Source organism: Desulfovibrio sp. 7SRBS1, assembly GCF_049723905.1.
Taxonomy (GTDB): domain Bacteria; phylum Desulfobacterota; class Desulfovibrionia; order Desulfovibrionales; family Desulfovibrionaceae.
Map to the genome: position 1 here is coordinate 173643 of NZ_JBJKFD010000001.1, position 17533 is coordinate 191175.

16 protein-coding genes are annotated in these 17533 nt (G+C 52.7%); 7 read left to right on the forward strand and 9 right to left on the reverse strand.

Annotation, left to right across the window (positions count from 1 at the left end; genetic code table 11):
• Positions 1-116 precede the first annotated feature (116 nt).
• Entirely contained in the window at positions 117-428 is a 312-nt protein-coding gene (locus ACI0FJ_RS00895) for a response regulator (RefSeq protein ID WP_424297969.1), read from the forward strand.
• Between the two features lie 67 nt (positions 429-495).
• Here ACI0FJ_RS00895 and ACI0FJ_RS00900 read toward each other — a convergent pair.
• Positions 496-1727 (reverse strand): IS3 family transposase gene (locus tag ACI0FJ_RS00900; protein ID WP_424297970.1). Its coding sequence is split into 2 segments (ribosomal slippage): positions 496-1373 and positions 1373-1727, totalling 1233 coding nucleotides; the frame shifts between segments, so codons are not numbered across the junction.
• Between the two features lie 108 nt (positions 1728-1835).
• Positions 1836-2909, reverse strand: coding sequence for an NAD(P)H-dependent flavin oxidoreductase (locus ACI0FJ_RS00905; protein ID WP_424297971.1), 1074 nt, complete (start codon positions 2907-2909; stop codon positions 1836-1838).
• A 449-nt stretch (positions 2910-3358) separates the two neighbouring features.
• Between ACI0FJ_RS00905 and ACI0FJ_RS00910 the strand changes: the two genes are divergently transcribed.
• Together ACI0FJ_RS00910 and ACI0FJ_RS00915 are read left to right on the forward strand one after the other, a co-directional pair.
• Complete coding sequence (locus ACI0FJ_RS00910) at positions 3359-3781, forward strand: Hsp20/alpha crystallin family protein (RefSeq protein ID WP_424297972.1); 423 nt, start codon at positions 3359-3361, stop codon at positions 3779-3781.
• A 45-nt stretch (positions 3782-3826) separates the two neighbouring features.
• Positions 3827-6265 (forward strand): Lon protease family protein, encoded by a 2439-nt coding sequence (locus ACI0FJ_RS00915; RefSeq protein ID WP_424297973.1) that lies wholly within the window; start codon positions 3827-3829, stop codon positions 6263-6265.
• Between the two features lie 98 nt (positions 6266-6363).
• Here the strand turns inward: ACI0FJ_RS00915 and ACI0FJ_RS00920 are convergent, their stop codons facing one another.
• On the reverse strand, positions 6364-7425 hold the full coding sequence (locus tag ACI0FJ_RS00920) for a phosphotransacetylase family protein (protein WP_424297974.1): 1062 nt from the start codon (positions 7423-7425) through the stop codon (positions 6364-6366).
• A gap of 76 nt (positions 7426-7501) precedes the next feature.
• Entirely contained in the window at positions 7502-7939 is a 438-nt protein-coding gene (locus ACI0FJ_RS00925) for an arsenate reductase ArsC (RefSeq protein WP_424297975.1), read from the reverse strand.
• A 151-nt stretch (positions 7940-8090) separates the two neighbouring features.
• Here ACI0FJ_RS00925 and ACI0FJ_RS00930 point away from each other — a divergent pair, with 151 nt between their 5' ends.
• The 3 genes from ACI0FJ_RS00930 to ACI0FJ_RS00940 all read left to right on the forward strand — a co-directional run bounded on the left by ACI0FJ_RS00930 (position 8091) and on the right by ACI0FJ_RS00940 (position 10412).
• On the forward strand, positions 8091-8933 hold the full coding sequence (locus ACI0FJ_RS00930) for a helix-turn-helix domain-containing protein (RefSeq protein WP_424297976.1): 843 nt from the start codon (positions 8091-8093) through the stop codon (positions 8931-8933).
• Positions 8934-9030: 97 nt separating this feature from the next.
• Positions 9031-9987: a proline dehydrogenase family protein gene (locus tag ACI0FJ_RS00935; protein ID WP_424297977.1), complete on the forward strand. Its 957-nt coding sequence runs from the start codon at positions 9031-9033 to the stop codon at positions 9985-9987.
• 11 nt (positions 9988-9998) lie between these two features.
• Entirely contained in the window at positions 9999-10412 is a 414-nt protein-coding gene (locus ACI0FJ_RS00940) for a DUF2000 domain-containing protein (protein ID WP_424297978.1), read from the forward strand.
• A gap of 211 nt (positions 10413-10623) precedes the next feature.
• On the opposite strand, the gene ACI0FJ_RS00945 is transcribed toward ACI0FJ_RS00940, so the two are convergent.
• The 5 genes from ACI0FJ_RS00945 to ACI0FJ_RS00965 form a co-directional block, all read right to left on the reverse strand.
• Entirely contained in the window at positions 10624-11712 is a 1089-nt protein-coding gene (locus tag ACI0FJ_RS00945) for a two-component system sensor histidine kinase NtrB (RefSeq protein ID WP_424297979.1), read from the reverse strand.
• Between the two features lie 303 nt (positions 11713-12015).
• Positions 12016-12627, reverse strand: a complete 612-nt coding sequence (locus ACI0FJ_RS00950) for a sugar transferase (protein WP_424297980.1) — start codon at positions 12625-12627, stop codon at positions 12016-12018.
• Positions 12628-12961: 334 nt separating this feature from the next.
• Entirely contained in the window at positions 12962-13441 is a 480-nt protein-coding gene (locus tag ACI0FJ_RS00955; protein WP_424297981.1) for a chemotaxis protein CheX, read from the reverse strand.
• Positions 13442-13566: 125 nt separating this feature from the next.
• On the reverse strand, positions 13567-14784 hold the full coding sequence (locus ACI0FJ_RS00960) for an HDOD domain-containing protein (protein WP_424297982.1): 1218 nt from the start codon (positions 14782-14784) through the stop codon (positions 13567-13569).
• A gap of 48 nt (positions 14785-14832) precedes the next feature.
• Positions 14833-15708, reverse strand: coding sequence for a CheR family methyltransferase (locus ACI0FJ_RS00965; RefSeq protein ID WP_424297983.1), 876 nt, complete (start codon positions 15706-15708; stop codon positions 14833-14835).
• A 672-nt stretch (positions 15709-16380) separates the two neighbouring features.
• On the opposite strand from ACI0FJ_RS00965, the gene rsgA reads away from it, so the two are divergent.
• Positions 16381-17505 (forward strand): ribosome small subunit-dependent GTPase A, encoded by a 1125-nt coding sequence (gene rsgA, locus ACI0FJ_RS00970; protein WP_424297984.1) that lies wholly within the window; start codon positions 16381-16383, stop codon positions 17503-17505.
• Positions 17506-17533 lie beyond the last annotated feature (28 nt).

Genomic DNA, 17533 nt, shown 5'->3' on the forward strand with positions numbered 1-17533 from the left:
GACGTTACCACGCCGAGAACCCGGAAGGGCTTCTCCCCCCCAGTGTTGACGTCGAAGGAAAGGGCAGGGTGCTGCTGGTGGAGGACGACCGCATCAACCGGCATGCCTTGCAGCGCATGTTGGAGAAAAAAGGTTATGCTGTGCAATGCGCACAAAACGGGCGTGAGGCAGTGGAAAGTGCCGCGGATGGCAAGTTCGACCTTATCCTCATGGATATTCAGATGCCGGAAATGGACGGATTGGAAGCGACCCGCCGGATTCGCAATCTCAAGGGACCCATTTCAAAGGTCCCCATTATTGCACTGACCGCCCACGCTATGAAAGGGGATCGCGAACGGTTCATGAAAGCGGGCATGGACGAATATTTGACCAAGCCCGTGGAGTTTCCCGAATTGCTTGGTTTGTTGACACGGTTGGGGGGCGGGTAAGTGTGTTCCCAGTTGTTTTGTCTGCTGAGGCGTCCTAACTTAGGTTGACGTTTTTTGAAGGTTTCACTCAGGCTGTGGGGCTAGCCCCACAGCCTGATTCGTGTACATCGTTTGGCGTTCTCATTCCCAGGCTGAGATGTGGCCGTTGTGAGTTGTATATCTCAACGGATTCCCTCACCAGAGTATTGAGTTCCGCAAAGTCGTTGCATTTGGCAAACATAAACTCTTGCTTCAGAATACCATTCATCCGTTCCGCCAGGGCATTTTGATAGCAGTCATAACCATCTGTCATGGACGGAACCATTCCGGATTGTTGGAGCTTTTTCTGGTAAACCGAAGAAGCGTATTGGAGCCCTCGATCTGAGTGGTGAATCGTATTCACCTTCCTTCGCTTATTTTTGACTGCCGCGTCCAGTGCTTTGGTTGTGCTTTCCGCTCCGAGATCCCGACTCACGTTGTATCCCATTATCTTCCGGCTGAATGCATCTGTAACCAGCGAAAGGTAACACGTTTGCTCGCGTGTCTTTACGTAGGTTATATCGCTTACGAACACCTGCTCAGGACATTTGGGCTGAACATCTTCCAACAGATTGGGATGTTTTTTTAGCCAATGTTTCGAGTTGGTTGTCTTTGTGTAGTTCTTTCTTCGCTTGATGAGCATGTGCTCTCGCCGCAGCAGCGAAAACAATCCATCACGTCCGAGCTTGATTCCCTTTGCAGAAAATGCGTCCTTTAACAGGTAGTACAGCTTTCTGGTTCCAAGGCGGGGCATCCTGGCCCGCACGTTCAGGACCATGTTTTTTGCCTCCTGAGACATGGCTTCTCGTGCATCATGGCGTTTTTCAGCCTGATACACGGACTGCCGACTAACCCCGAGCTGCCTGCAACAAGCAGACAAGCTTATTTGTCTTTCTTTCTGAAGACTTCGTGCAGCTCGGGGGTAAGTTTTTTTCTTATTGAAGTCCCAAGCTCGCGGTCGGAAATCTCAATCATTTTATTGAGAAGCATGGTCTTGATCTTTTCTTCCTCAAGCTCTTTCTCCAGCCGCTTGATCTTCTGGGCCGGTGTTTCTTTGGCTTTTGGGGCTTTGCGGGAATGTACCATGGGCCTGCTCCAATCAAGGGTGCCGTGTTTTCTGAGCCACTTCAGCACAGTGCTTCGCCCTTGAATACCATAAAGAGCCTGAGCCTGCTTGTACGTCATCTCGCCTTTTTCAACCTGGGCCACGACGGACAATTTAAAGGCCATCGTGTAGTCACGCTGAGTTCGCTTTACTCGCTGTTTTTCTTGAGCATCCATAAAATAGGTCCTTTGGGTGTCAACCTATTTCAGGACGGGACATGCAAAATAAAAAGGCCCGGATAGATCTCTATCCGGGCCTTTATGCGCTTTGGCGAATGGGAGAAATCAGGCCTTGCAGCTATTGTACTCCTGGCACAGGGACTCGATGAGTTCCTTGACGGATACAATTTTATTCACCCGGTGGGCGTTGTATCCGGCAAAGACAAGTCCTTTTTCCACCAACCCTTTCTTGGCATTGAGCAGAGCGTTGGAGATGCAGAATGTGATTTTTCTATGATCGCAGCCGCGGATGCAGCGGTAGTGGCATGAGGTGGGTTTTTCGTTGCCTGCCTCCATGGAATCGAGAAAAGGCGTACGAATTGCCTGTCCTGGCAGCCCTACAGGGCTGTGCAGAAGGGCCATGTCCTCTTCTTTGGCGTCCAGATAAGCCTGCTTGAATCCGGGGGCGGCATCGCATTCGTGCGTCCCCACAAAACGCGTTCCCATTTGCACGGCGGATGCGCCAAGGCCCAGGAATTTTTTGATGTCGCAGCCATCATATACCCCACCCGCGGCAATTACCGGAATGGGCTCGTTGTCGCTTTTCCAGTACTGGCGAACGGCCTGGATGACTTCGGGGAGAATTTTTTCCAGGGAAAAATGTTCGTCTTTGATCTGGTCAGGCTTGAAACCCAGGTGTCCGCCAGCTTTGGGGCCTTCCACCACAATGGCGTCGGGAACACGGTTGTACCGGGACAGCCATTTTTTGCAGATGATCTGCGCAGCTCGAGCGGAGGAAACAATGGGAGCCAGTTTGGGCGACTTGGCGCCGTCCAGATATTTGGGCAGGTCCAGAGGCAGTCCGGCGCCCGAGAAAATAATATCCGCTCCTTCCTTCACGCTGGTCGATACCATATCTGCAAAGTTGGCCAGGGCGACCATGATGTTGACGCCCAGAATGCCATCGCTTAGTTCGCGTGCTCTGCGGATGTGTTTGATAAGTGCGCGATGGTTGGCTTCTTCAGGCTTTTTGTCGAAATCCGGCTCTTCATGGCCGATGCCTGCGGTAGCGATAACGCCGATACCACCAGCATTGGCCACTGCGGACGCCAATCCTGAAAGGGAAATCCCGATCCCCATGCCCCCTTGGATAATGGGAAGGGATGCTTTCAGATCACCGATTGAAAATTTCGGCAGCACTTGTATCTCCTTTTCCAAATCTTCCCCAAAAAAAACGACCTGTTTCAAACAGCCAGGTTGGTTACGAAAAGACTGTGGTTGTCATTGATTCGTTTTAAATAATCCTGGCTTACGGGTTGGCCGAAAGGGAATAGCGATGTTTTGACTGTTAGTGGTTAGGACTCTGTTAAGTTTAGAGAATTAGCGATTTAGCTGAATAGTCCGATCCTGTCCAGGGGGAATGGAGGGGCTCGTCAGAAAGCTGGGGGACCACAGTTTTCTTGCCCGCGTGTTTTCTTTATTCAAAGTTTATTTTATACCCATGATTATGAAGGTGCAAAGTTTTTCCAGGCGCGTCTGAAATTGGAAACTACGTGTGGAAGACAAGCCATTGTTCGCTGTAGTATAATTTGTTGAAATATATGTTGATGCGTAGTCCGCAGTCTGGAACAAATTGGAGGACGACCGACATGCCCAACTTTATAATTTGGAAAGACCGGGAGTTGAAACGTCTGCGGGATGAAATGGAAAAGACCTTTTCCTTGGTTTGCGAAGGGCTTAACTGCCCGGATATGGACACCACCGTTCATCCCCTTAAAGGTGTACTGCATGAAACCTCGGAGTTGATCCTTTTTGAAGGCGTTCTTTCCGATTATGGTCCCGAGGATATCAGCGTGGAAATTTCCGAGAACGAGCTGATTGTTTCGGGATGCAAACGGGAAGATCAATGCGATGTCAATTACTCTATCTCCGGTACATTTCGTTCCAGTTACACCTTGCCGGGCAAGGTCATGCCCGAGCAGAGTGAAGCTCGGTTCAAGGATGGCCATCTGCTTGTGAAGATGCCGCGCAGGCTGGAGGGCTTCTTCAAAATGCGTATTCAATTGGACTAGTATTTCATTTCGAGGTTGCAACACTCGCCTTCAAGGGAGGACGCCATGACAGTAGATATCTCCACTTACCAGGTTGCTCTGGAAGACCTGCGCTGGCGCTTGGACCTTTCCAAGCTTCCTTTTGAAACCACGGACGAACTCAAGCCCCTTACCGATATCATAGGTCAGGAACGAGGTGTGGATGCGTTTCGTTTCGGCATGGGCATGAACAAAACAGGTTACAACGTGTTTGTGACAGGTGCGCCCGGCTCGGGCCGCCTGACGACCGTCACCAAGCTGCTCAAGGAAATCTCCGCGCGGGAGAAGGCACCGGACGATCTCTGCTACGTCAATAATTTCAAGGATTCGGAAGCCCCCATCCTGCTGGTTTTCAAGGCCGGGCAGGGCGAGCTGTTCCGCAAGGATGTGCAGGAGTTCATCGATACCCTTAAGCGGGAAGTGCCGCAGATTTTCGAAAGCCCGGAATATGTCGCGCGAAAGGGCGAACTCATCGAGGCGCACGAGAAAAAGACCCGGGAGTTTTTCAAGTCGCTGGAAGAGAAGGTCAAGGAGTCTGGTTTTGCCCTGGTGCAGATCCAAAGCGGCGGAGGCTCGCGCCCCGAGCTTATGCCCCTTGTGGACGAGAAGCCTCTTCCCATGCTTGAGCTTGAGGATATGGTCAATAAAGGACGTTATCCCAAGGACGAGTTCGCCACTTTGCAGGAAAAATACGGCAGTCTGAAGAAAGAGATCGATCAGATATTTTTGGAAATTCGGGAGCTGCAGCGTAAGCTCAAGGAAAAAGGGCGGGACATGGACAAGGTCATGTTCCGGACCACGGCAAAGGAGCGTTTGGACCCGCTGCTGGAAAAATATCCGGGCAAGCCTGCAGACTATCTGACGGCCATGCTTGAGGATATGGCCCAGAACCTGGAGATTTTCAGCCCGCAGACGCCGCCCCAGGGGCTTCCTCCGGGATTCATGGTAGCCAAGGGCGATCAGTTCCAGCCCTATCAGGTCAACGTTTTGGTGGACAACACGGAGCAGAAGAGTCCGCCGCTTATCATCGAGTCCTATCCCACCTATCGCAATCTGTTTGGAAGCATAGAGCGGGTTGTGGATAGGTCCGGCGTATGGCGTACGGATTTCAGCAAAATCAAAGCCGGATCGTTTCTCAAGGCCAATGGCGGCTATCTGGTTATCAACCTCATGGACGCCCTTACCGAGCCCGGCGTGTGGCCTGCACTCAAACGCGCACTCAAAACATCCAGCATGGAAATTCAGACGTTCGACCCCATGTACTGGTTTACTTCCACCGGATTAAAGCCGGAGCCCATCAATATCGACGTCAAGGTCGTGGTTCTGTCCGACACCCGCATTTATTCCATGCTGCGCTATTACGATGAGGACGTTCCCAAGATATTCAAGGTGCGGGCCGACTTCGACACCAGCATGGAAAAGACGGACGAGAGCGTCATCCAGTTCTCCGAGTTCATGCGCTCCACCACGCAGGAGCAGAATCTTCTGCCGCTGGACCGTTCCGGCCTTGCCGCCATGGTGGAACACGCCGTACGCATGGCCGGGCGCAGGGAAAAACTCTCCACCCGTTTCCCAGAGCTTACGGACCTGCTGTGCGAGGCGGATTTCCGGGCGCGGGAGGACAAGGCGTCCGTCATTACGGAAGAGCATGTCAAAAGGGCATTGGATGCCCGTATTTATCGTTCCAATCTGGTTGAGGAAAAAATACAGGAGATGATCGACCGGGGCAGCATATTCATCGATACCGACGGTGCTGAGCCCGGACAGATCAACGGGTTGGCCGTCTACGGGCTGGGCGATTATTCGTTCGGCAAGCCCAGTCGTATTACGGCCTCTATTTCCATGGGCAAAGAAGGCGTTATCAACATCGAACGGGAAGCCGACCTTTCGGGAAGCATACATAACAAAGGCGTGCTCATCCTTGGAGGCTTTCTGCGGCGTATGTTTGCCCAGGACAAACCCTTGGCCATGTCCGCCTCCATTGCCTTTGAACAGTCCTACGGCGGAGTGGATGGCGACAGCGCGTCCAGCACGGAAATCTACGCTCTGCTTTCCAGCATTGCGGATATTCCCCTTCGCCAGGATGTGGCCGTCACCGGCTCGGTGAACCAAAAGGGCCAGGTGCAGCCCATCGGCGGAGTCAATGAAAAGATCGAGGGTTTTTACAGCTGCTGCCGGCATGGCGGGCTTACCGGCAAGCAGGGAGTCATGATTCCCAAGGCCAACGTCAAGGACCTCATGCTCAAGGACGAGGTTGTGCAGGCGGTGAAGGACGGCAAGTTTCATGTCTGGGCCGTGGAGACCATTGAGCAGGGGCTGGAAATTCTTACCGGCATGGCTGCGGGGCAGCGGGGTGAAGAGAATTTGTACCCTGCCGACTCGGTGTACGGCATGGTCGATGCCAAGCTGAGAGAGCTTGCCGAGGGCCTTGTGGCATTTGGCAAGTCCGGGAAGGATGATGAATAATCTCGCCTCATAAAAAAGAGGATGTCCCCAAAAAGCCCCGGCTGTTCATGGCCGGGGCTTTTTTTGCTTTTTTTGTGGGAAAGAGTTGGAATTGCCGTTCAAACGCCGAGCTGCTGCCGGATGTACTCCAGATCGATCTGCTCGGAGACGATCTGCGCACCTTGCTTGATTTTGACGGCATCACGGAATTTGTGTCGTGTCAGCAGGTTTTCCATCTTTTTGGCCACGGAGTAGGTATCCTCGCGCACGATGATGATGGGAATTTCCAACACTTCGGAGCGGGTCAGGATGATGTCGTTGGGGTAGAGGTTGCCCGTAAGGATTATGCACGGACAGCCGCCCTCAAGGGCCACCAGCTGAACGTCGGAACGGTCTCCGCCGACGATGATGGCGGAATTTTTGTGCTTTTTGAAGTGGGTGAGGAAGTTTTCCACCTGCATGGTGCCGATAAGGAAGTTTTCCACCACCCGGTCCGATTTGCCGTGTGCGGAGATGACTTTGCCGTTGAGGCGTTCTGCCAGGTCCGAAACCTTGATGGCCCCAAGCAGCGGGTCTTTGGGGATGACCCCGAGCACTTTGACCCCGGAGCGTTCCAAAAAGGGGAGCAGATGGTTGTCCAACTCGTCCCTGTAGGATTCGGGCACGTCGTTGAGCACTACGCCGATGAGGTTTTCCCCCAGGGCTTCCCGCATCACGGCGAGATAATCGTATTTGAGTTCCCGGTCGAAGCGGTCGATGATGACGCATTTGCAGCCGAGTTCCCGTACGACGTTGACGCCGTCCACACCGCAATATCTCCCCGAATACATGCTTCCTGAACCGGCGATGAGCGTGACGTCGCGTTCGCTGTCCAGCTGTGTGAACGACTCTTTGATTTTTTGCATCAGATCCTGGCACTGGCCGCTGAATGCCCTGGATTTGAAATCTTTGGTGACAAGCACCGGCGTCACCAGGGTGGGGTCCTGATCCAGTCCCAGTATTTCCTGCATGAAAAAGGCGTCTTCATCGCCCATTTTGCCGTCCCGTTCGATGGGGAGCGCGCCGACGGGCTTGCAATAGCCTACATTTACATTGTTTTTTTGAAGCCAAAGCCCGATGCCAAGGGCGATCATGTTTTTTCCGGAATAACCAGCGGTGGAACCAATATAAAGCCCAGACATCGCATCCCTCCAGATAATATATTGTGTTCCGTGATATATTGGTTGCGGATTTTTTTCAATCAGCTGTTGCGTACGGCTACGTCCGTTTTTTCAAGTTTTCCGGCATGTGGAGGACATACTCCCGTATGGCGTCACGCACGGTCTTGTAGTGTTCCAGAGCCTCCTCTTCCGTGGCAGCATCCTTTGCCAGCTGCGGTGGATCGTCAAATCCGGCATGAATGCGCACGGCCTGTCCCGGAAAATAGGGGCAGTGCTCATTGGCATGGCCGCACAGGGTGACGATGAAATCGAACTCGCGGGTGGGGAGCTCGTCCACGGTCTTAGAGTGTTGCTGGGAAATATCCACTCCGGCCTCGGCCATGGCGCGGATGGCCAGGGGATTCATCCCGTGACGTTCCACTCCGGCACTGTAGGCTTCGAGGACATCGGATTTCAAGGCCTTGGCAAATCCTTCGGCCATTTGGCTTCGGCAGGAATTGCCGGTGCAGAGAAAAAGTATTTTTATACGAGACATGAAGGTTCCTTAAGGTTGTCGAGTTGAAGGCAGTATGCCATAGCCTGCCGTGACTGTACAAAACATCATTCTGACAATACGTTTTATGCACAAAGAAAGCATGGCGTTTTCCATGGAGTTTTCACGACAAATAAACGGTGGATGATCTGATATGGGAAAACAACCTGAACATAAAAGCGTGTGTTTCTGGCGAGATCCTGCATTGCCCGGCCTGGAAGTCCGGTTTTCCAGCTACCGGCGAAATGCTTTTCGCAGGCACATGCACAGCGCCCAATCCATTGGGATTATTCTGGAAGGAGAGACGGTCTTCGATCTTGAAGGGACGCCTTACAGGGCGGGTGCGGGGGATATGGTCTTCATCCCTGCGGAAATGGTACACGCTTGCAACCCGCAATCCACCACGGCGCTGACGTACATCATGTTTTATGTGGATTTGTCCCTGCTGGGGGATGTTGCGCGTGAAGTGTGGGGAGATGATGTGGAATTGCCGAATCTTGAACCGCCGGTCGTGACGGACGATGAATTGTTCGCCCAGTGGCGGAACCTGCATGCAGCCATAGCCCATGGGGCCGAGCTGCTGGAGCGGCAGTCGCTGATGATCCAGGCTTTGGGCAGCAGTATAAAGCGTTTTGGGCGGACTGACGGGGAGAGTGCCCCGGAAAGGCCGAAAGCATCGTTGGAAGTGGTGGCTTCGACCAAAAGTTTTTTGCAAGAGAACATGTGCGGCAAGGTCAACCTTGAGGAACTCGCCCGGGTGGCTGGCTTGAGCAGGTATCATTTTTTGCGGGTATTTCAAGAGCAGACCGGCCTTCCTCCCCATACGTATCAGAACCAGCTGCGCGTCAACCGGGCAAAGGAAATGTTGGCGGAGAGCATGCCCATAGCGCAGGTCGCCGCGGAACTCGGTTTTACGGATCAAAGCCATTTTTCCCGTGTCTTCAAGCAGTTTACCGCTGCCACTCCACGCCAGTATCAGGAGTCTCCATCGACCTAAGTCTGCAGACCGTTTCAGGACTTTTTCAGCAATTTCATACCATACTCTCTCCGCCTTGGGCGGTATACGCCCACTTTAAATAGTGGAGGTATACGCCGTGTGGCAGAAGACAATGATCGCGCTTGCCCGGAGTGCGAGGCTGACGGAATGGGCGGAAAAAGCCGCGTGCATGCGTTTTTTCGCGCGAAGGTTTGTGGGAGGCGGAGACTTGGAATCCGGCCTGGAAAGTGTGCGGAACCTGCATTGCAAGGGAATACGCTCTTCGCTCTTTTTTTTGGGAGAATATGTGGACGATGCCCAAATCGTTGCACAGGGCCTTCGGGAAATTGAAAACGCAATCCGGGGGCTTGGTGCTCTCGGTCTGGACGTGCATGTCTCCGTGGACCCTACCCAGGTGGGTGCCATGCAGAATTGGGACGTCTGCCAGAAAAATGTGGTCGACCTTGCCGGTGTTACGGCTTCCCAGGAAGGAAACGGCGTGAATGTTGTTATGATCGATATGGAGGACTCCTCGGTTACGACACGCACGCTGGATATGTTTTATTCCCTCCATGACCGAGGGCTACCCGTGGCAGTGACGGCGCAATCGTCGCTGCATCGTTCGCCGCAGGATCTGGCCCGCCTTGTTCAATGCGGGGCAATGGTTCGTCTGGTTAAAGGCGCATTTGCGGAATCCAAGGATATAGCGGTTACTGGCCGTGCTGCCCGAGATGCATCCTACAGGCAAGGAATCGACCAGTTGTTTTCCAAGCAGGCCCACAGCAACGGAGTACGGCCGGTACTTGGTACCCACGACCACGCAATGGTGGGGTATGCCGTGGAACAGGCCGAAGCAAACGGCTGGACCATGGACGAATGGGAAGTGGAAATGCTGTACGGTGTGCGCCCGGATTATCAACGCCAGCTTGTTCGCAAAGGTGTTTCCTTGCGGCTCTATGTTCCGTTCGGTCGCAGCTGGTGGCCGTATTCCATTCGCAGAATCGGGGAAAATCCCTGGAACGCCGTGTTTGCGGTCCGTTCCGTGGTTGGTAATATATTTTCCGGAAAGAATTGAGGATATGTTTTATGAATATTGACGAGATGAAATATGTGATCCTGGTGGACGGTTCCCTTCCCAAGGGCGTGGCTGCAAATACGGCGGCGGTTCTGTCCGCTACTGTGGGGAGCTGCGTGCCGGAACTTATCGGACACACGGTGGAAGACGGTGCCGGGGCGCAACATCAGGGCATCACCATGCTGCCTATTGCCGTACTGCAATGCAATCAGTCGCGCATGCAGGAGGTCCGCCTCAGTGGAGAGCAAAAAGGCATGCTCGTGGTTGGATTTACCCGGACAGCCCAGCACGCCCATGACTATGAGCACTACGAAAGATGTATGTCCGGAGCCGAACCCGATGAATTGGAATATCTGGGAGTGGCAGTGTTTGGAGAACGGAAGGCCGTGACCGGACTCACCGGCGATATGGGGCTGTTGCGCTGAGCAGCGGCAGTGCCCTGATGTCGTGCTGTCTGCTGGTGACCTGTCGTGGCCTCCAGAAAAGTGCGGTACGATCTTTTCCCCAGCCAGGGCTCCTAGCTCTGGGCCCTGCCTGGGCCCCTGGCTGGCCCCCTGCCTGGGCCCCTGGCTGGACAAGTAGGGAATGGCACCCTGTAAGGCTGGGCAATCTGGGGACGGCTGAAAAACTGTTGGCCTATTTGGTCAGGGGCAGGCGGATGCTGACTTCGGTACCGCGGTCGCTGCCCCGTTGGATGTGCAGGGTTCCCTGGTGTTCCTTGATGATGCGTTCGGCATTGCTCAGCCCCATTCCCACTCCCACAGCCTTGGTGGTGAAGAAAGGGTCGCGAACATACGGGAGTATTTCCGGGGCGATTCCCTTGCCGTTGTCCAGTACTTTGAGATTGTAATGGTCGTCATTTCGACGGCCTTCCAAGTGGATGCGTCCGTCTCCGTTGCTGATGGATTCCAGGGAATTGGTGAAAATTTCCTGGAGTGCCCGCTTCAGAAGTTCCCTATCGGCCCAAACGCTTGCCTCTTCCACATCTTTTTCCCATTGCATGGGACGGTTCTGTTCCCGCAGCTGAATGTCGGTCTCTTCGCATGCGCAGCGGACAACCTCCCCGATGCGTATTTCCTGCATGTCTGTCGAATGGAGACCGGTGTAGCCCGTGACCGCGGTGACTATCTCTTCCAGGCGTTTGGAGGCCTCCAGAATGCCATGCAGCATTTCGTTGTCCGGCGAGTCAGGATCGGACCGGCGAAGCAGAAGATTGGCAAATCCGCCGATGGTCATCATCGGATTGCGGAGTTGATGGGCAATGGCCGTGGAGAGGTTGTTCAGGCTTTCGAGACGTTGTCGCTGGATGATATTGCGTTCTTCAAGAATAGCTTTTTCGCGCTGGTGCATCTGGTAGATGTGGGTAACGTCGTGCAACAGAATCATGATGCCGAAACGTTTGCGATGCTCAGTAAGAGGCGAAGAGGAGATGTTGAGGTAGAGCAGAGTGCCGTCGGTGCGTTCGAATCTGGCTTGCAGCGTCAAATTGCAGCAGTCCACCTCCACGGCCCGCCGCATAAATTGGGAAAATTCTTCTTTGTTTTCAATTCCCTGAAACAGCTCTTCCCACGTACGGCTTACACATTCTTTTTGTGCGATCCCTAAGATCTGTGCAGCCTGCATGTTGGCAACATAGGCTTCGCCGCGTGTGTTGACGATCAGGATTCCGTTGGTGAAGCTTTCCACCAAATCCTGAAAGTATGTGGAGTTAATCCAGGGCAACATGAAGGAACTCCCCTAATGGTAGCCGGGGTAGGGTGATTTGAGCCCAGACCCCGCTGCCCGACGCTTTTTTGAGAAAAAAGCGTAGAAGCTGTAAAGCCGGGGTGTAGAAAATCTGGACGTGTTTGGCAAGTCGTATCAGGGCGTAAAATCAACAAGATTTTCTTTTACAGAGGAAGGTTATGAACACTTTTATGAAGCAATGTTGCGGGTATCCGTGGCATGCGAGCCTATAGCATATCAGTTATTCGCAGAGAAAAATAAATTGCATGTTTTTCTTTTGTAACCGCACTGCACCGGACCTGTTCAGTAAGCACCTCTTCCCCCCAGAACCGCAATGAATGTTCTGGCAAGGATGCTGATATCCGTGGTCAGGGAGTGTGTGGAAATGTATTCCACATCCATGGCGACCTGTTGTTCAAAGTTCAGGTCGCTTCGTCCCTTGATTTGCCAAAGGCAGGTAAGGCCGGGCTTGACCTCCAGCCTGCGTCGTTGCGCCAGGGTGTACCTGGCGACTTCTGCCGGGAGCGCGGGCCGAGGGCCTACCAGGGACATTTCTCCCCGCAGCACATTGTACAGCTGTGGCAATTCGTCGATGGAAAGCTTGCGAATAATTCGCCCCACGCGCGTAACACGCGGGTCGTGCTTCATTTTGAAGGTGATGTCTTCCGATCTGTCGGCGGCAAGTCGGCCCAGATGTTCATCCGCATTACGGTGCATGGAGCGGAATTTGAGGATGCGAAAATGGCGTCCGTTCAGTCCTACCCTGGTTTGGCTATAGAAGATTGGCGAGCGGTCATCCATCCATACGGCAAGCAATGTAAGCAGGAAAACAGGGCTGAGGACGACGAGGCCAACAAGCGCGCCGAAAATATCCAGCATGCGTTTGAGTCTGCGTTTCCGGATCATGGACATCATGCCTTGTCTTTGCTGCGTGTTGCAGCATTGTTTACGCATGGGGCTTTTGTCTTTCCGTAAGGCCCGAGCGCAACGCAAAAAACTTCACCGGACGGAAACTACTGCATACCGGGACATTGAGCGTTGGCCGCCACATGAAAAACAGGAGCCAGCATTCTTTATTTGGAAAGAAATGTCCATATATGCTTTGTCCAATTACCGCAACTTCGGGCCGTAGGTGAAAAATCCGGCCCCGTCCCAGGGGCCGGGCACAATATCATCTCGTCACTGTAAACAGGGCTTACAGGCTTACTTGTTTTTGGGGAAAGGGGAGAGGGATGGAAAGAGGGGGGCTTCAGGAGTCGGCAAACGCGACTTCCACGACGAATTCACCTTCTTCGATGGAAAAGGGGATGGACAGGACAGGAGCTGTATCGATGTGGCGGATGACCAGTCCCTTGCCCGATACCACGGACGGGGTGGAGGCATCGAAGCTCATGCCCTGGTCGGAAAGGTGGGCACGGGCCTGTCCCGAGATCATGTTGGTCAATTCGCCGACGGCGTCGGCAATTTCGTCGTTTATCTCGGTATAGCTTTCATAAAGCATGTTGTTCACGATTTTAAGAATCGCCCCTTCCGAAAGCGTGAGGGACATGGTTCCCCGGCTGTATCCGCTTACGCCGATAAGCCCGGTTATGTCGCCCACGGCCCTGCGATCCTTATTGATGTAAGGGGTTCCAGGGGTGGCTTCCACACGTGCCATGGTGGAAAGTACATCCATAACAGCAGTTAGAAATGGATTTATGAAGTTTACGTCGTATTTTATTTTGCTCATGGCCTTGTGAAACAGCCTTTTGGGAGGCTGCTGCATACTGAGGTGTAAATTTATTGGAGTATATGGAAGTTCATCTTCTCCACGTGTTTGTGAAGAAGATGAACCTTCGATGCTCTCGAACGGGCCTACATAAATGCAGACGTTATGTCTTGGATACTTTCGTCATATATTTCGACGAGTTCCTGTATGCTGTCAGCTTCAAGTCCCAGTTCATCCCAGGCTCCGGGTGACATTCCAGGAAGAACGTACATTCCAGACTCCGAGATGGCAACTGCGTTTGCCATGTTGTCGGCCAGCTGAACAACTGCCGCCTCACGCGGCATTTTGGTTTGGAAGGGATCATGGTGGGAGATGATCAGCTGACGTAGATCTTCCGGAAACTCCCATTTTTCCAGGAGATTGCCGGCAACCTGTACATGATCGAAACCAAGGATTTTCTGTTCGGCCTCAACCAGAGGCACCATGTTGGAGCGGGCGAACAGTAGCGACTGCACAGACGCATACGGCATGTTCTTGTACATGATGAGCCTGCCGGTATCATGCAGCAGACCGGCCGTAAAAAATCTGTCCGAGGGCAGCCCCAGCTTGGCAGCCACGAGTTTGGAAAACATGGCGCAGGAAATGGAATGGCGCCAGAAGATTTTCATGTCGATAAGTTCTGCCGGAATGTCCTTGAAGAAATTGATAGCGGAAATACCCAGAGCCAAAGTTGAAATTTCCTTGGTCCCGGCCAGCGAAACCGCATGCGGGATGGAGTCCACCTTGGCGGCAAAGCCGAAGATGGGCGAGTTGACAAGCCGCAGGAGTTTGCTGCTCATGCTGGGGTCCATGCTTACGACCTTGGCGATGTCCGCAGCCGAACTGGTGGGCGAGTCGAGCACTTTTTTGATGCGGAAATAAATGTCCGGGAAAGAGGAGAGGGATGTTTCGTGTTTGACGATGTCTTCGTATGAGGCGCGGCCCTTGAAGAACAGGTCGCGCATGTGTTCCACGCTTTCTGCTGCAAGGTCGCTTTCACAGGGCATTTCCCATCCCTTGTTGAGAGCGTCCCATGTGCGTTCCAGCAGAATTCGGAACAGCTCCTTGAAAACAGGAGCGTCCGGATCGACGTACATGAAAAATTTGCGCACGTATGTTTCGATTTGGCGCAGGCGGATTTTGCGGTCGGCTTCGGCGGATGCCGGTTCAATGTACACAAAACCCATTCCCAGCGTATCCAGAAGACTGATTACATCCGCATCCGCCTGGGTTCCAGAGTCGATGACCGTGGAACCATCAAGCCCTCTTACATTTTGAGCCAGAATCATTCCCGGCTCCAGGTGCTCCAAGCATATTTTTTTCACGCCATAAGCTCCGTTTTTTTCGGACTGTGCTGTGCCTTGCCAGTGGATTTACTGTTTCTGATAAATGATTCCGCCGATCTTCACGATGGGCTTGAAGGCACGGGTCAGTTTGTGGATGCTCTCCGAATGACCGAGTATCAGGTAGCCACCGGGTACGAGGTTGTCGTAAAAAGCTTTGAGCACCCGCTTCTTCATTTCATCATCAAAATAAATAATGACATTGCGGCAGAAAATAATCTGCGATTTGGGCACACGCTTGGCAGCAGCCGGATCGTTCAGATTTATCAGGCCGAAGGAACAGAGCTTCTGCACCTTGGGATGAATTTTATACCCACCCTTATCTTCGGTGAAGTATCTTTTGACAATGTCGGCAGGTGTCGTTTTAAACGCATACTTGCTGTACAACCCGCGACGCGCTTTGATGATCATGGCCGGGGAGAGGTCGTTGGCTGTAATATTGATCTTCCAGCCGATGATGGACATCTTCAGCACTTCGTGAAGAATCATGGACAGCGTGTAGGGTTCTTCCCCGGAAGAACAGCCAGCGGACCATATGTTGAGTTCTTTTTTATTGGCCGCCGTCTGCTGTTTTATCCAGTCGGCAAGCACAAAGTCCCGGAACACGTCCAGTTGACGTTGGTCCCGGAAAAAACTGGTTTCGTTGGTGGTTATTTTTTCAAAAAGGAAATCGAGTTCCTTGTCCTTGTTCGCGGAATACCGAAGATATTTATAGTATTCCCCAAAACTTTTCAGCTTGAGCTCATTGAGTCTTTTTCCCAGACGGTTTTCAATAAGATATTTTCTCTTGAGCGGAATATCTATTCCTGTCTGCGAGTATATGAATTCCTGAAAATCCTTGAACTCAGTGTCAGAGATTTTCGGTGTCTGGCGTAGACTGAGAGAGGCAAAAGACGGTGTCGTCATGATGCTCCTGTCGCGTCGAAAGTGTTGAATATGGTCAGCAGCTGGGTAACAAAAGCTGCCGATTGCATGATCATTCCTGCTCTTTCGCCTAAGGGGCATGTCCCGAAGGAAATACAAAAGGAGTCAGAAAAAGTTCCGCTTACATATTCATTGTTTTACTCGGTTTCGTCAAATAAATGGGCTCATAAATACGTTATAATTTTTCCCGTTGTTTTAATATCTTGAATTAAAACGTTATTTTAAGCAAGTGTGGGTGGCTGGTGATTGACTGTATACAGGTAAATCTGTAGATGTCGCGAAATAACATCATACATAAAGGACTTTTTTTGCTCCGCATTACTAAAGATCTTGTGCCTCCGGTCGCCTGCCGCGGGACACAATTCTAGCATCGGCCTTCTTTTCGGCCCCAGCTGTTTTGCTGTAGCCGGAAGGGCGGTGCTCGTCAGGCATTTATCCTCTTGGGTTTTCATCCGGGAACCCGGTCTATTTTTGTGTCCTTGGTTGGCGGCCATACCCTCCCCGTAGCTAATCGGTGAAAGCAGGTCTGGAACTGTTTGCGGGACGCGCCTTTGCAGCGTTTTCCCGCCTGTTTCAGCCAGTGAAAGCCTCAGGAATCTCTTTTTGGGAGAGGCTTTCACGTTATGGCGTTCAATACGGAGTTTACACAAGACAATGGATAACAAGCAGTGCATTCGTACTCTGGAGAATACCCTTGAAAGCCCCTTGGATTGCCTCGGCTGGGCTTTGTTTAAAGAGCATGCCGGAGCATTTGATGCGGGAGAGACGGGGAATACGGCCCGGGTAATTGGAGTTCGCAAGAACAGCTTTGTACTGAGCAACGGGTGCGAAGAATGGCTGGCATTCCCTGCTGGACGGCTACGGCAGGCAGGGGAGACGTTTCCCGCTGCCGGAGATTGGGTCCAATTTCGGGAAAAGCTTGTAACAAAGGTTTTACCTCGAAAAAACACCCTGTCCCGAGGGGCAGCGGGCCTACGACACGGCAAGGACGGAGGCGCACTCAAACAGCAGATAATGGCGACCAATGTTGATACGGTTTTCATTGTCTCGGGTTTGGATCGAGACTTCAACCTTCGTCGTTTGGAGCGCTATCTTACCCTTGTCTACAATTGTGGCATGATGCCGGTGATAGTGCTTACAAAGGCGGACCTGCAAGAGGGAGCCCAGATATTCGTTTACGAGGCCGAGCACGTGGCTCCCGGAGTTCCGGTGCATCTGGTTTCTGCGCGTACCGAGGCTGGCATCTCGGTGCTGGAACGCTATCTGGAGCCGGGGCGTACGGTTGTCCTTGTTGGTTCGTCCGGAGCCGGGAAGTCGACTTTGGTAAACCGACTTGCCGGAGCTCCCGTACAAGCCACCGGCGAGGTGAGCGGCAGCGTGGGCAAAGGCAGGCACACTACCACCAGCCGGGATCTCATTCTCATGCCGCAGGGCGGAATGATCATCGATAACCCTGGTATCCGCGAGATTGCCTTTTGGGATATGGCGGAGCCTGGAGCCTTGGGTGCAGCCACCAGTGCCTTTCCTGAAATTGAGGAATTGGCCCGGGGATGTCGGTTTGCCGACTGCCGCCACCTTCACGAGCCTGACTGCAACGTACTGCAGGGTCTTGCTGACGGAATCATCATACCTGAGCGTCTGGAAAGCTACCGGAAGATGCAGCGCGAAATGGATTACCTTGCGTTACGGCAGGAATGCCATTCCTCGGGGCAGGTGGAAAAAAAGCGCAGGAAGGACATATCCAAGCAGGTAAAGGCCTTAAAAAAAAGACACTGGTAAAAACGACAAAATGATTGGTGAAGGCGGA